14 protein-coding genes are annotated in these 15151 nt (G+C 55.1%); 6 read left to right on the top strand and 8 right to left on the bottom strand.

Features of this window, described 5'->3' with window-relative positions; translation table 11 throughout:
* The first annotated feature begins 6 nt into the window (after window positions 1-6).
* The 4 genes from pyrC to B4B27_RS10070 all read left to right on the top strand — a co-directional run bounded on the left by pyrC (window position 7) and on the right by B4B27_RS10070 (window position 5226).
* Window positions 7-1014 (top strand): dihydroorotase, encoded by a 1008-nt coding sequence (pyrC, locus tag B4B27_RS10085; RefSeq protein WP_290726174.1) that lies wholly within the window; start codon window positions 7-9, stop codon window positions 1012-1014.
* Between the two features lie 105 nt (window positions 1015-1119).
* Window positions 1120-1911 (top strand): lysophospholipid acyltransferase family protein, encoded by a 792-nt coding sequence (locus B4B27_RS10080; protein WP_290726172.1) that lies wholly within the window; start codon window positions 1120-1122, stop codon window positions 1909-1911.
* 1 nt (window position 1912) lies between these two features.
* Window positions 1913-4270, top strand: coding sequence for a ribonuclease R family protein (locus B4B27_RS10075; protein WP_290726170.1), 2358 nt, complete (start codon window positions 1913-1915; stop codon window positions 4268-4270).
* A 20-nt stretch (window positions 4271-4290) separates the two neighbouring features.
* Window positions 4291-5226 carry a hypothetical protein gene (locus tag B4B27_RS10070; RefSeq protein ID WP_290726168.1) on the top strand — a complete coding sequence of 312 codons (936 nt, stop codon included), beginning with the start codon at window positions 4291-4293 and terminating at the stop codon, window positions 5224-5226.
* Window positions 5227-5489: 263 nt separating this feature from the next.
* Here the strand turns inward: B4B27_RS10070 and B4B27_RS10065 are convergent, their stop codons facing one another.
* The 6 genes from B4B27_RS10065 to B4B27_RS10040 all read right to left on the bottom strand — a co-directional run bounded on the left by B4B27_RS10065 (window position 5490) and on the right by B4B27_RS10040 (window position 9995).
* Window positions 5490-6002 carry a hypothetical protein gene (locus tag B4B27_RS10065; RefSeq protein ID WP_290726166.1) on the bottom strand — a complete coding sequence of 171 codons (513 nt, stop codon included), beginning with the start codon at window positions 6000-6002 and terminating at the stop codon, window positions 5490-5492.
* Window positions 6003-6093: 91 nt separating this feature from the next.
* Window positions 6094-7953 (bottom strand): YidC/Oxa1 family insertase periplasmic-domain containing protein, encoded by a 1860-nt coding sequence (locus B4B27_RS10060; RefSeq protein WP_290726164.1) that lies wholly within the window; start codon window positions 7951-7953, stop codon window positions 6094-6096.
* Complete coding sequence (yidD, locus tag B4B27_RS10055; protein WP_173382195.1) at window positions 7950-8210, bottom strand: membrane protein insertion efficiency factor YidD; 261 nt, start codon at window positions 8208-8210, stop codon at window positions 7950-7952. The genes B4B27_RS10060 and yidD overlap by 4 nt, the downstream gene beginning before the upstream one ends.
* Window positions 8185-8556, bottom strand: coding sequence for a ribonuclease P protein component (locus tag B4B27_RS10050; protein ID WP_290726161.1), 372 nt, complete (start codon window positions 8554-8556; stop codon window positions 8185-8187). The genes yidD and B4B27_RS10050 overlap by 26 nt, the downstream gene beginning before the upstream one ends.
* 14 nt (window positions 8557-8570) lie before the next feature.
* The gene (gene rpmH / locus B4B27_RS10045) at window positions 8571-8726 is read right to left on the bottom strand and encodes a 50S ribosomal protein L34 (protein ID WP_173366331.1); all 156 of its coding nucleotides are present in this window, start codon (window positions 8724-8726) and stop codon (window positions 8571-8573) included.
* A 171-nt stretch (window positions 8727-8897) separates the two neighbouring features.
* Entirely contained in the window at window positions 8898-9995 is a 1098-nt protein-coding gene (locus B4B27_RS10040) for a GGDEF domain-containing protein (RefSeq protein ID WP_290726160.1), read from the bottom strand.
* Between the two features lie 109 nt (window positions 9996-10104).
* On the opposite strand from B4B27_RS10040, the gene B4B27_RS10035 reads away from it, so the two are divergent.
* Both B4B27_RS10035 and B4B27_RS10030 read left to right on the top strand, forming a co-directional pair.
* On the top strand, window positions 10105-10641 hold the full coding sequence (locus B4B27_RS10035) for a DivIVA domain-containing protein (RefSeq protein WP_173382193.1): 537 nt from the start codon (window positions 10105-10107) through the stop codon (window positions 10639-10641).
* Between the two features lie 16 nt (window positions 10642-10657).
* Window positions 10658-10882: a DUF167 domain-containing protein gene (locus tag B4B27_RS10030; RefSeq protein WP_173382192.1), complete on the top strand. Its 225-nt coding sequence runs from the start codon at window positions 10658-10660 to the stop codon at window positions 10880-10882.
* Window positions 10883-10977: 95 nt separating this feature from the next.
* Here B4B27_RS10030 and B4B27_RS10025 read toward each other — a convergent pair whose 3' ends face one another.
* Window positions 10978-13092, bottom strand: coding sequence for a carbohydrate-binding protein (locus tag B4B27_RS10025; RefSeq protein ID WP_290726159.1), 2115 nt, complete (start codon window positions 13090-13092; stop codon window positions 10978-10980).
* Between the two features lie 337 nt (window positions 13093-13429).
* Window positions 13430-15151: carbohydrate-binding protein (locus B4B27_RS10020; RefSeq protein WP_290726158.1), on the bottom strand; the 1722-nt coding region annotated here is incomplete at its 5' end.

Here is a 15151-nt window from a genome sequence, read left to right as displayed (position 1 = left end):
CATATTATGCACCTTCCTTTACCTGACGATTTTCACGCGCACCTGCGTCAGGGCGAACTCATGCCCGGATACGTACGCGACCTCGTGCAGCAATTCGGACGCGCCATCATCATGCCGAACACCGTTCCCGCGATGACAAGCGCGAAGGCGATAAGCGATTACAAGAAGCAAATTCTCGAAGCTGCGAAGAGCGTACGGCCCGACTTTGAACCGCTCATGACTTTCAAGCTGAACCCGAACTACACGGAGCAGGATTTGAAGGACATGATGGCGGTGGGCGTCGTCGCCGGGAAGTACTACCCCGCAGGCGTCACCACGAACAGTGCCGATGGCATCAGCGACTTCGAAGCGGTTTTCCCGGTAGTTGCGATGATGGAAAAGCTCGGGCTCGTGCTGTGCGTACACGGCGAAGAACCGGGCGAATTCTGCCTGGACCGCGAACCTGCGTTTATCAAGCGCGTCGAGACGCTTACGGCAAAGTTCCCGAAGTTGAAAATCGTCTTTGAGCACCTGAGTTCCGCAAAGTCGGTCGAAGCCGTCAAGAAGCTCCCCGCAAATGTGGCGGCGACATTCACGGTTCACCACCTGATGATGACTCTCGACGACGTCGTCGGAGACGCGCTCAGGCCGCACCACTTCTGCAAGCCGCTTCCGAAGCGACCAGAAGACCGTGCCGCCATCCGCGAGGCAGCCTTCAGCGGCAACCCGAAGTTTTTCCTCGGCACGGACTCCGCCCCGCACCAGCAGGGCAAAAAGGAATGCCCTTGCGGTGCGGCGGGCGTCTACAGCGCACCTGTCGCCGTCCCGCTCCTGGTACAGGAATTCGAACGCGCAGGCCACCTCGACAAACTCGCCAATTTCATCGGCGGCTTCGGCGCCGATTTCTACGGAATCCCGCGGACCACAAAGCAGATTGAAGTCGTGAAAGAATCGTGGACCGTTCCTGAAGTAGTCAACGGAGTCGTCCCCCTCGCCGCCGGCCAGACGCTCGACTGGAAAATAAAGTCGCACTAACAGAATCGACCGAGTTTGGAGACAGCCCTTTTAGGGGCTGTCTTTTTGCTTATATCGCATTAAATTTTGAATTTAATGTTTCGCTCGCCTTAAAAAATATACATTATGGAAGGATTTACCAACCTACAGGTTTTTATGGGATTCGTTCGCGCTATTCTTTACTACCTCACCATATTCACCGGGATGATCATTCTCGGAACGCCCTATATCATCTACAAGAGTATCTGCGGACGCAAATCCGAAATCACGAACGTCTGCAGTTTCTATTTCAAGAATGTCATCTTCAAGTTGTTCGGAATCAAGATTGTCGTTGAAGGCAAGGAGAACATTCCCAAGGAAAGGGGATTCATCATCGTCGCGAACCACGCGAGTTTTCTCGATATCAACGTCATCTGGCCCGCACTCGGCAACACCGCCTTCATCGCGAAGGCCGCCCTCTGGAAAGCCCCGGTATTCGGCTGGGTACTCAACAGCATCGGCTGCATTCCCGTGCACAAGAACCCGCGCATGAATGCCGGCATGGGCAAACTCGTCCGGAAGCGCCTCGATGACAAGTACAACATCGCCGTTTTCCCCGAAGGCCACCGCAGCGAGGACGGCCGCATGTTCAAGTTCCAGAACGGCATCTTCCGTATGGCCAAGGACAACAAGCTTCCCCTGCTGCCCATAACGCTCATCGGCACCAGCGAATGTCTCCCGAAGGTGAAGTGGACCATGAATCCGGGCGTAGTCCGCATTGTCGTCCACCCGCTCCAGACACCCGAAAGTTTCGAGAACACACCCATGAACGACTTGCGAGACGAGATGCACGACCTAATCGAATCCGCATTGCCGTACAAGCAGCAAGAAATTGCCCAAAAGAATTTAGACGCCGATACCGGCGCAAAGGAGGCCTAAAATGGCACAGCATTTACCTAGTGAAGATCAGATTATTGCAATTCTGCGCGACGAACCGATGGTCGGAAGCCGCCTGCGCAGCGCGCTCGGCCTCCCGAAAAAGCAGAAGATGGCATTCAAGCAACTGCTCGCCGACATGGTGGACCGCGGGCTTTTGAAGCGTACCAGCCACAAGGAATACCAGCTGGGCGATGGCGAAAGCGTCGAAGAAAAACGCGAAAAACGCGTGAAGAAGATTGCGGAACAGTACCCCGAAGACAACCGCCGCCTTGGCGCCCGCAGCCGCAGGCAGACGGGCAAGGAAAACGAAACCCGCGTGAAGCGCGGAATTTTGCACCAGACGGGCGAAGAAGAATGGGAAGTGCACGAACTCGAAACCGGCAAGGTGTACGAGATGTGCCACCGCAGGCAGGCTCCGGGCAAGGAAGGCGAAACCATCAGCTTTACGCTGTACCCGCACCCGAAACTCAAGCACAGCTACTTGGCAAAGGTCGACCGCACCGCCGAAGCCATGAACATCAGCTGGGACGAAGTCAAAACCAAGTTCATGGAAGACGCGAACTTGCCCAAAGACTTCAGCCCCGCCATCAAGAAATATGTGGACAGCGTCAAGGAACCGTGCGGCAAGGACTTCAAGGGCCGCGTGGATTACAGGCAGCTCACGATTCTCTGTATCGACCCCGATGGCGCCATGGACCACGACGACGCCATTAGCGTGGAACGCACCGCAAAGGGCTACAGGCTGGGCGTGCACATTGCCGACGTGAGCTACTACGTACCCGAAGGGAGCGAACTCGACGAAGAGGCTTTGGAAAGGAGCTACACGCAGTACCTGCCGTGGACCGCCGTGCCGATGCTCCCGGACAAGCTTTCGAGCAATGTTTGTAGCTTGCACCAGGGCGTGGACCGCTGCGCATTCACCTGCATGATGGAACTCGACAAGCACGCGAACGTGCTCAGCTGGGATTTCCACCGCAGTATCGTGAAGATTACCAAGTCCATCACCTACGAGCAGGCAATGGAAATGATGAAGAACGGCGACGACGATATCAAGGCGCTCGCCGAGGTGACGGCGCTTTTGAAGCAGAACCGCACCAAGGATGGCCTGCTGGAATTCCAGAGCACCGAATTCGGCTGCAAGTTCAACGAAAAGGGAGAACCGGAAAAGATTTACCCGCGCGTAACCGACGAATCAAATTCGTGGGTGGAAGAATGCATGCTCATCGCAAACAACTGCTGCGCGAAGGAACTCAAGAAACGCAAGCTCCAGGGCATTTACCGTATCCACGAGGCGCCGGACACCAAGGACATCATGGAATTGTACTACATGTACCCGGACCTGTTCAAGGATTCTCCGGTGATGTTGCGCGACCTGGGCAAGCCCCGCAGCGGCGACACGAACCTGAACCCGACGGCATTCAAGCTGTACGAACATTTGGTGAAGCGCGCCCAGGGCGACGAGACTTTGACCAACCGCATTCTACGCAGCATGCAGAAGGCGCATTACGACAGCAACAGCTTCGGCCACTTCGCGCTGAACTGGCAGGATTACGCCCACTTTACGAGCCCGATTCGCCGTTACGCCGACTTGTGGTGCCACCGTGAACTCGCACGCAAGGGCAAGGAAATTACCGCCGAACGCAAGAACAGCGTGATTGAAGTTTGCGACTTGATTTCGGCAAATGAAGTCAAGAACCAGAAAATCGAACGCATTGCCATCAAGGTGTGCAGCTGCTGGATTTTGAAGAGCCACATTGGCGACGACTTCGAGGCAACCGTCACGGGCATCGAGGAATGGGGTATCTACGTTTCTATCGCAGACCCGATTGCCGAAGGCCTGGTGCGTTTCCGCGACATTGCCGGCGATGACTTCTACGTATTCAACCCAGATCAGGGACTCGCTTTTGGCAAGAAGAGCGGGCGTACGTTCCGGCGCGGCGACAAGGTGCTGGTGCGCCTTTTGCGGGTAGACCCGCTGCGCGGTCAGGCGGACTTCAGCATTATCGAAAAACTCTCTAGCGAACCGAAGAAGCGCCGCCGTCAGGGTGAATCTCGCGACGATTACAACGACTACCGCAACCGCGACGTTCATGAACGCGCTGACCGCGCCGCCGCGGCGGAAGCCCTCGGGTACGTGAGCCAGCCCGACGACGACCGCGACTTCGATGACGACGCCCCGGAATATATCTCGGCACGCGGACACCGCAACCGTGGTGGACGCGGAGCCCGAAACCGCGACGACGACAACTTCCATGTCGCAAGCAAACCGCGCAAGACCAAGGGCGCCAAAGGTCCCAAGGCTTTCGGCGAAAAGCTCGCAGGCAAGCGCGGAGGCAGGGGCAGAAGCGGCAGAAGATAACCGCAGATGCAAGGAGTAGGATGTCTAGCTACAAGAAAATCGCGCTCTATGCAAGCTACCAGACCGGGAAAGACCTTCCCGGCTACGTCCGCTTTGCACTTTCGCATCTCGCGAGAACCGATTTCCATGTCGTGCTTCTGACAAACGAGCGTGAATTCTCGCAGGAATCGCTCGAATTTATCGCCGACAACGATATCGAGCTGTTCCTCACGCAAAATCACGGGTTCGATTTCGGTATGTGGCACCGCTATCTCAAGCTCAAGGTGAACAGCCCGGTAGCCAACGGCACGCAGAGCGCCATGGGCAGCCTTGACCGTCTCCTCGTGCTGAACGATTCCATCGTCTACTTCCAGGACAACTTCGAGAAGTTCTTCGCCGAAGCGGAAAGAAGTAACGCCGATGTAGTCTCGCTCACCCGGAGTGATGAGTTCTGTCCGCACCTGCAATCGTTCTTCCTTTATCTGAAACAACCCGCCCTCGGCGCATTCTTCATGCACCTGTTCGAAACTCCCGAGCAGGAAAGTTTCGAAGCGACAGTCCGCCACATGGAAGTGGGATTGAGCGAAAAGTTTATCGAAGCAGAAGTCCGCATGGAAGCCCTCTTCCCGACGGATCGCAATCCGATATTTGCATACGGGGAACTGCTCGAACAGGGCTTCATCAAGCGCAAGCTCCTGCAGCGCCGTTTCAGTTTCGACGAGAAAAAGCACTTTATCCGCATGGGCGCCAAGGACGCGCTCAACACCGACTACGCATCGCTCGTCAAGCAGGCCGGACTCGCGCCGGACTTCAAGGAAGAGTGGCTGCCCGCACCGGTGGATTCCAGCGTAAAGCACAAGGCCGACCTCGTATGGGAAGGCGCTTTCGACAAGTTCGGGTGGCCGCTGCTGCGCACGGCCATCAAGGCCAAGTACAAGCTGCTCGGCAGGCCGCTCGAAGGCGACGAGTACAAGTAGCCCGTCACTTTACTTTAAACAAAGTGGTTACCTGGATGGAATCTTTCTCCTCCTGTTTCCCCTCATATCGAGTATATTCCAGAGTCCAGGTAACCGTAGTATCTAATTCTAGCGTGTTATTGCTTTCAATCAGGCAATAATTGAACCTTGGGGCACCACTTCACTGGCCAAAATATAATTTGTTTCGGATAAAATAAAACAGGCAATTTTTGCCTTGCAGGAATCGTGTATACAAAGTCACAGGATTTTGCGCGACTTTATTTTTAATAAGCCAGCTGTACTCCAATAGACGGGGAGACGGGAACTTCCGAGGGCCAACTGAGCGGAGAAAGAACCTTTATGTTAATTCCGACATGGCGGTTGATATCGTAGTTGATACCAGCGGCAGCATGCACCAGTTGCCCGGTCTTGTAGTTATCGGCAATGTTAATCGTCAAACCGACAATCCCATGCCAATGGGTTCCGCCCAAGTAAAAGAGTACCGGAATTCGAATAAAGGAAGCAACGAAGGCGTCGTACTGAAGGCTACCCTGCACGTAGAACGTCCTGGGTTCGTTCATGTAGTAGCGCACGCCTGCACCGAAAATCACGGCACCGATTTCACCGAAGGCCCGGAACCTCGAGCCCAATTCCGTTTTTTCTGTCGGAGCTAGCGCCTGTGTCTGATTTTCCACTGCCGCCGTTTCGGTTGCAGCATTTTCCACAACATCGGCAGAAGATTCTTCCGCAATCTCATCGCAAAGGGCGAAGCCCGCACACAAAAAAATTATGGACATGATTTTCTTCATGTCCGTAAATTAGATTATTCACTATCGGATGTCAATGAAGGCGCCGAAAAAACAGTGCGCCGGCCGGCGCACTGTTCATTTATTTCTTCCTGACGATTTCGGCGTCTTTCACGTCCTTGCCTTTTAGCTTGTCAGAAACGGTGGCAGGGGCGTCCATCTTCTTGTGGATAACCTTGTACTGGATAATGCTCCAGATATTGCCGACAATCCAGTAGAGCACGAGACCCGAAGGCATCACGGCACTGAACAGGAACATCATCGCAGGCATCATCCACACCATCATCTTCTGCTGTGCAGGATCCATGCCGGCACTGGAGCTCATCGTCACCTTTGTCTGGAAATAGGTCGTCGCGACCATGATCCACGGAAGAATTGCAAGGCCGGACGGCATGATGAACGGGATAGAGAATCCGCTCCACACCACATCGCTACGGCTGAGGTCGCTAATCCAGAGGAAGGCGGGCATGCCACGCAGTTCCATGGCACGGCCGAGCACAAAGAAGAGGCTCATGAAAATCGGCATCTGGATGAGCATCGGGAGGCAACCGCCCGTGCAGCTCGAAAGCGGATTCACGCCGTTCTTCGCATAGAGTTCCATAATCGCAGCCTGCTTCTTCTGCGGATCGGTCCTGTACTTCACGTTTATTTCGTCCAGCTGCGGCTTGAGCGAAGCCATACCGCGGGTAGACTTGATCTGCTTCACCATGAACGGAGTCGTAAGGCCACGCACCACGAACGTGATAAGGATAATCGCCACGCCGTAGTTCGGGATAAGGCCATAGAAGAACTTGAGGAGTTTCAGGAGCCACTTGCAAATCCACACGAACCAGACGCTGGAACCGGGGAACCACTTGGAACCCGTCACGATTACCTTCTCGTAGCCCTGACCGAGCGATTCGACTTCGTCCCACTGGAGCGGGAGCACCATGAAACTGTAGGCCACGGAATCTGCGCCGCGGGTCTCGTCCGCGATAGTGAGCCTGTAGGTCCCCGGATCCGTATTCGCTTCGGTCGGGACCTCGACATGCTTCGCGTTCACCTTGGCAGGGACAGGCTTGTCGAACTGGACCGACATGGCGACATACTTGCGGCGCATGCCCACCCAGTAGTAGTTCGCATCGTCGAACGTCATCGCATCGGAGAACGTTTCTCGTTCGGTCATCTCGTTATCCCTGTAGATGACTTCGCTGAAGAAGTAGCTTGCACCGCCAAGGCTCTTGCCCTTCGGGATAGCCTCGGTTTCCCTCATGCCGCCCTTCCAGGAAAGTTCGTAGGCGGCAGGCTTGAACCCGACAAAGCGATTCACCTGGCGCACGGCGGCCCCATCCTTCGTAAAGCCGTAGCTGCGGATAACCTTATTGCCGTTCGCATCCGTGAACGTGAACTGCACGCTCGTATCGGAATCCACCACAATCCATTCGGGAGCGTCCACCGCAAAGAGGGCGTCGGTCAGGTCGGCGGCTCCGAGTTTCAGGTCGAGGGCGCCGAGCGCCGTATCCTGGATGAGTTCGGGATAGTTGCCGGCGGTATCCTTCAGCGCCTTCACGATGACGCTCTGCACCTTGCCGCCCTTGTTGGAAAGCGTCATGATGAACTTGTTCGTCTCGACGGTCACGGTACGCGGAGCAACCGCGGGTACCACCGGAGCGGCGCTGTCGGCTGCTGCGGTCGCAGAGTCGGACGCCACAGCGTCAGAAGCCTTGGCGGAATCGTCTTGAACGGCGCCGAGTACGGGAGGAGCCTTCTCCTCCGGTGCGGCCGCGGGAAGAACCAGTTCGGAGGCGCCATTCTGGGCGCTTTCGACCTGGGCGGCAGCCGCTTTCGCCTGGGCTTCGGCCTTCGCCTTGGCCTGTGCCTCGGCATTTGCGGAATTCATAGTCATCCACCAAATGACAATCACCGCCATGAGGATGGAGCCAATAATCGTATTCTTGTTCATCTCTTTTCCTTTCTAGGCGGCACCGGGTCGTAGCCGCCCTTGCAGAAGGGGTTGCATCTCAAAACTCTAAAAACCGCAAGATAGAAACCTTTGAAGGGGCCGTGAATGCGGATCGCCTCGATTGCATACTGCGAACATGTCGGCCGGAACCGGCACACCCCGTGGAAGAAATACGGGTGGATCAACTGGTAGAGGCGGATCGGCGCGATGAGCACCTGCGAAAACGCCCAGCTAACCTTCTCCAGAACCTTCCGCATTCCCTGCCGCACCCCATTCCATTTTGCGGAATATCTTGGCCGCAGATTCCCGAAGCCTCTCGGCAGTCATCGTTTCGGAACTATCGTTCACGATGACCATCGCCCACACGGGCTTTTCTATCGCGGGAATCATCCCGAAGAAGAGAGGACGCAGGATCCTGCGGCAACGGTTGCGGTAAACCGCATTCCCGTTCTTCTTTTTGGCCAAAAAGCAAAAACGACAAGAACCGTCCGGGCTTTCAATCCACCGCATCGACAAAGACGGAGAGCGGACGAATTTTCCCTGGACGGCTACTTGCCGGTAGGCTGGCTGATTCGGCAGCCGGTAAGAACGCAGTGCGGCCACGAGGCCACCCCGACTTACTTCTTGTAGATGGAATCGCTGACAGTCAGACGCTTGCGGCCCTTGGCACGACGACGGCTCAGGACGGCGCGACCCCAACGGTCTTCCATGCGGGCCATGAAGCCCTGCTTGTTGGCACGCTTACGATTGTGAGGCTGGAAAGTTCTTTTCATGATAAAACCTTTTTAAAATGCAAAATTTTGAGTTCCAAAAATAGCAAAAAATCTGCACAAATCAAGGGCGGGAAGCCGCTTTGGCTCCTTTTTTAACGGCCAGAGAGGATAACTCCCTAGACTTCCCCAACTAATCAACATTTTATTAACATTGTCGAAAAGCGGGCCGGCCTAGCCGACCATGCTTCGAACCTGGTTCCTGCCCCGGGACTTGATACTGTCAAGCAGGTCGTCCACCTTTTTCAGGAGCCTCTCGTGGTCGAATTCGTTGTCGTCACGACAGGAGACGACCCCGCCGCTAATAGTCACGTTCAGGAGGGGGAATTCCTTCCACATGAGAGCGCACACCCTCTCGCGGAACTGGTCCGCCTTCATGAAGGCATCCACATCGGAATCCGAGGACAGCACATAGAGGAAAGTATCCTCCCCATAGCGCGCCGCGCATTCGCCCTCCCCCTCGTCGGCCGTGGATTGCAGGAGAACGGAGATGTCGCAGACCACCTTGTCGCCGAAGACATGACCATAGGCCTCGTTGATACCCCTGAAACCGTCAACGCAGAACATAAACAGGTAGAAACGGCTCCTATTGTGCCAGACGATATTCTCGAAATACTGGATAACGTAACGGCGGTTGTAGAGCCCCGACAAGGGATCGCGCTTGGAAAGGTAATCGAGTTTTTTTACCAGCGATTCCGTCTTGGCCCTCTCCTTGGTAAAGGCGTTCACGACAAAGGTCCCGATGCAGAAGATGGCAAAGGAGACGATGACGTACGAAAGCACCACGTCAACAGCGTAGATGGACGTCGGCACCACATTCAGGAACTTCCGGATAAGGTCCACGTCCATGAGCGAAACAACCATTACGCCCGCAATCCAGAGCATGACTATCCAGAAGGCAATCCACTTGTGCCGCGCTTTCACCGGCGCCACGGCGTCTACAAGCATGACGGCGCAACAATACATGGGCATGCCGCTCCAGATTCCCCCGCAAAAGAAGAATATGGCCGGGACAAGCAGCAGTCCCACCACATAGAACATCGCCATGTAACCGACATCGTAGCGGCGGCTCCTCACGGAAACAAGGCCTATACCCAGCAGCAAGAGCCCCGAAACGACGCAAGCGAGGGCTCCCCAGACACTCTGGCCCTCAAGATACGTAACCGCAGCGGAGGCGACCGTTACGACGATTTCGACCAGGAACACGATCCAAAAGAGGCGCTTTTCGACCGAGTCCTGGGCCTTCCAAAAATCACGAAAAAAAGCAAACATATCTATAACCTTGTCTCCATAATATAAACCGAAAAAAAAGCACCAAAAAATTTTTCTCCTTTTATTATATTTTAAGTTGGAATTAAACAGAATATCCGGGAAGGCATCCATGGAACTCACTCCGCTAGACATCCGCAACCAGACTTTCCACAAGAAATCCCTCGGGGGAATCGACGCCGAGGAGGTAAAAGCCTTCTTGGAAACGGCCGCAAACGCCTTTGAACAACTTTCCAGGAACCGGACGGACCTTACCGAACGGCTGAAAATCGCCGAAGAACGCGTAAACTACTACCGTCAAATCGAGAAGACCATCCAGGACGCCGTCATCACCATGCAGCGCACCGTCGACGAGGTGAAGGCCACTGCCGAAAAAGAAGCCGAACTGATTGTTGCAGAAGCGAAGGCCAGGGCCGTCCGCGAAGTCGAGACCACCAAGAAACAGGCCGAAGACCTCCGCGCCGAAATCGAACAGCTGAAGCAGCTCCGCAGCAACTACTTTATACGTTGCCGCGCCCTCATCCGCGGCCAGGAAGAACTCCTCTCCGCCATGGAAAACGACCAGTCCGACCTCCGGAGCGCCCCCCAGCGTGAACAGCCCAAGCCGGCCAGCGCGCCCCTCGGTCCCGTAGGCAACGTCCTCGCCTAGCCTCCCCGTTCAACACATGCGAGTCAACATCAAGGTCCACGCAAAGAGCAAGCGCGAAAGCGTGACTCCGCAACCCGACGGCACCCTCAAGGTCGAAGTCAAGGCGCCACCCGTCGAGGGCGCCGCGAACGAGGCCATCTGCGAACTGCTCGCCTCCTATTACAAAGTCCACAAGCGCGACGTGAAAGTCGTCATCGGGTCGACCAACAACAAGAAAGTCGTCGAGATTTCCGGGCTATAGATTCCGAAAAGGCCTTTGCCCCGCAAATCCAGGTCACAAAAAAAATCCCTCAGGAACACATTCCCGAGGGACTTGATTTTATCTAAAGAAAACTTTTACTTCGTCAAGGTGAACCTGAACGTCTTGCCGCCACGGACAGGCCTTGCAATGAACATGCCGCCATTACGGACAAGTTCCGCCGTCTTCGCCTTGACATCGGATGCGCTTCTAGCTTCGACCTTTCCAAGGAACATGCCGTTCACATCGTAAATGCCGTAAGCGACCGGAGCGTTATCCGCGGCAAACTTCGCGCCCGCAATCGGCGTAGTATCGCCACCGATCGGCTCGGGGTCATCCGCGTCCTTGCCCTTCACGAAGGTGAAGTAGTCCACGTCCATCCAGTCACCGACCACCGTAAAGCGGAGGATATGTTCACCCGCAGGGAGCGTCACGTTCTTCTGCACCTTGTTGTAGTCGTCGTAGTTCTCTTCACCATCGTTTTTGGGGACAGAGATATCGCCCGTGAGCTCGTTGCCATCGAGGGTCATGTTGAAACCGGAAGTCGCATTGGCAGATGCCACAGCGGCAAAGAAGGTATAGTCGCCCGCTTCCTTCACGTTCACCGTGTATTCGAGCCATTCGCCAGCCTGGTTGTACCCCACGATGTAGCCGGTCGCCTTCTTGTAGATATCGACACCCGTGCCTTCGCGGTAGTTGGTCTCGCCGTGATCATCGGAGTCATTTTCGTTATAGGTCTTGTTTTCCTTGCCGGTACCCGGGATGTCGAAGTTTTCGGCCTCGATCTTGCCCGGCAAATCAATCGCCTTGCCGCCGAACGGTTCACGAGGTACGGGGTCAGCAGGAGTGCCCACGCCCACGAGCGTCACGATGCAGTCCTTGAATTCCGAGCTACCCGCATCCATGGTGATAGTCACGGAGCCGTTCTTCACTTCGACTTCACCTTCATACTTGGCATTCTTCGCCTGGCTCGTGGTGTACACGTGGAATGTTTCCACATCGGCACCCTTCACGTTCACCGTTACGGTCTTGGAATTCTTGTAATCGCGGTTCACGAGCACCACAATCACGGAGTCGCCTTCTGAACTCTTGTAGGCACTGGCAAACAGATTCGATTCGGGCTTGTCAGTCGCTCCCACGCGGATTGCACCCGGACGGATAAAGCGTGCGAACTGGCTCATCACGTAACCACGCTTCGAGACCTTACCGATTTCGTTCTGCGAAACCTGGAGCTTGTTGCCGAAGTCCTTTTCCATGATCAGGCCGTAGCAACGGCGGATGTACCACCAGGTGTACTGATTGAAGTTGCCTACGACCATCGCGCGGTGAATTTCGTAAGCCACGTCCATGGCGTTCACAGTATCGCGCTTGTTCTGGTTCGCCTGGTCACCCGTATTCGTAATCGTACGCCAGTAGTTGCCGCTGCCCTGGCTTTCGGTGTAGTGTTCCGTCATCCAGCGTTCTACGCCCTTCTGGTCAGCCAAAGAATACTGGAAGAAGTTGTCTCCAGTCGTTCTGTCGCTCGCATAGAAGTGTGCACCGAGAATGTCCCAGTTCTTGAGGGCAGAAGCATCGTTCAGTACCTTGTTGTAAAGGTTCTTGTCGTAGCGGAAAGATTCCGTCGAAATCACCTTGGTGCCGTTCTTGCGCATCTGATCGGCGTAGCCCTTGGTGAAGTTGTAGATTTCGTCGGCGCTCCAGCAAGCCCATTCGCCGCACCAGTCCGGTTCGTTGCTGATGGAGATTGCGTACAAAGGAACACCCTGATTCTTCATGTAGGCCGTAAAGCTATTCAGGTGATCCACGTACTTCTGGTAGTTCGAGGAAGCCATATGCTGGTTTGCCCCCGCATACGGGGAAGTCCACGGAGTTGCATACAAGATAAAGTCATCGCCAGCGTATTTCTTGGCGTACTTCGCAGCCTGCACTTCCTTGTTGAAGTCGTTGGAGCTTGCATATACGGGAATGCGCAGCGTATTGAGGCCAATCTGGCCATCGCCCGTACCGAATGCAAGCTTGGCATCGGCTTCGGAGAGTCCGCCTCCGCCCTGCCATTGGTTATGGACCATGCCGCCGAAGCCGCGAATGACCTGATGCTCTTCATCCAGGTTCACATTCACGGTCGACGCCATGGCCATCGGTGTCAGGATTCCACAACCAAAAACCCAAGCGGCTGTCCTGACAAGACCTGCAAAAGTCGCAACTTTTTTCATTTTAACACCTTTTTACACCAAAAATGACAACATTGCCATCCCTACGCTATAAATTTATCCACAAAAAGCAACTTTTCCCCACGCCGGACAAATTTTTCCATTTACGTTTTGGCAATAAAAAATAGGGAGGGTTTCGCACGGCTCACCCTCCCTAAGACCCTCCCAACGCGCGCATAATCGCTTGGAACAGGGTTTGTGCTTTATGGCATCGGCGATTAAGTGCACGCGCACCTTCAGTGCAGGGGTAAAAAAAGTACCCCGGGACTCGCCTGGGGCACTTTTATGATGCCGAAAAGGCATCACTGGATGTGTGGTGTTTAGGGACTCTTTTATGGTATTACTTTGCCGTATTCACCATGAATTTCTTGTTGCCGGTCAGGGAACGGAGCATGTACACGCCCTGGTTGAAGCCTGCCGCACGGAGGGCCTCGCCTGCAGTCGCACCGTCCAGGCGGATCTTACCGACCATGGCGCCCTTCAGGTCAAACACGCGGTAAGTTTCGTACGGTACTGCCTTGAACGTGACGGCTTTCCCAATGGCATCCGTGCCAATCGGTTCCGTATCCGGTGCATCCTTGCCTTCGAGGATATTGAAGTAGTCGATATCGAACCAGGAACCGACAACCGTGAGCCTCAGGACATGTTCGCCCGCGGGGAGCTTGATGTTCGCCTTGACCTTGTTGTAATCGTCGTAGTTTTCCTCGCCTTCGGTGGCTGCGGGCACGGAGATTTCTTCGGTAATGTCCGTCCCGTCGAGGGAGAACTTGAAGCTCGAGGTGTTACCGGCGGCAGCAACTGCGGCATAGAGCGTGTAGTCGCCTTCCTTCGCCACGTTGATGGTGTATTCAAGCCATTCGCCTTCGGTATTGTAACCCACGATGACACCCGTCGCCTTCTTGTACAGGTCTACGCCTGTTCCATCGCGGTAATCGCTATCGCCATGGTTCTCGGAATCGGATTCGTTGTAGGAATCGACATCGCCACCGCGACCCGTACCCGGTTCATCGAAGTTTTCGGCCTCGATCTTGCCCGGAACAGCCCAGGCCTTGCCACCGAACGGCTTCTGCGGTTCTGGCGGAGTCGTGCCGCTGCCTTCAAAGCCCCAGGCCTTGATAGCCATGGTAGAATCCCTGCTGCCCTTGAACACGAGGAACACCTGTTCCACGATTCCCTTGAGGCCAGTGACTTCGCAGGAATTCTCGGCAAAGGTATTCTTGTTACCGGTATTCTTGAGCGTGCAGGTGCCGGCGAGCGTACCCGTCGCAGAACCCGTGTGGATTTCAACCTTGTCGCCATCAGCCGTGCTTGCGGCCTGCACCACGAAACCGGTCGCGGCAGTACCGAAGTCAACGCCACTCACGCGAATCCAGGATTCCTTCGTGGAAAGCGGGAGCAACAGGTGTTCGGCAACCTTGCCCGGAGTCCAGTTGGAACGGCTACGGATACCCTTCTGCTTGGAGCTCGTGAGAGCCGGGTACCAGTCATACGGATCGAAGTTCTCGATCTGCTTCGGGCCTTCCTTCGTGAAGGTCAGTTCCTTCATGGTGCCGTCGTTGTTGTAGAAGAACTCATCCACGCTCACGCTACGGTGGTATGCGGGTACCGGATTCGCCTGGCCGTCATCGGCAGGAATCTTTTCGAGGCCGTCATAACCGTTCGCAATGCGGCGGTCATGGTAGGCAACGTACCAGTGGCCCTTGAATTCGGCAATGCCATGGTGGTTGTTGTTGTTCGCGTTGATGTTCTGCCCGTTGATGTTCGGGTTACCCATGAAGATACCCTTGTATTCATAAGGGCCCATCGGGTTCTTGGACATGCCGTAGGCAATACGCAGGTCTGCCGTACTGTAAGACAGGTAATAGTTGCCCTTGTACTTATGGATGTAAGAAGCTTCCATCGCCTTCGGGCCACCGATCTTCAGGTGAGTCTTGGAACTCACATCGAAGCCCTTCATGTCCTTGTTCAACTTGTAAATGTTGAAGATGTCGTTGTTGTTGTTATTTGCAGGGCGGCTATCGCTGCTACCGCCACCGAAAGTGAAGTAGCCCGTACCGTCGTC

It is taken from the genome of Fibrobacter sp. UBA2449 (assembly GCF_002342555.1).
In the GTDB taxonomy this organism is placed as follows: Bacteria; Fibrobacterota; Fibrobacteria; order Fibrobacterales; family Fibrobacteraceae; genus Fibrobacter.
Note: the sequence above shows the minus strand (reverse complement) of the source record. Positions and strands in the feature narration are given on the sequence as shown.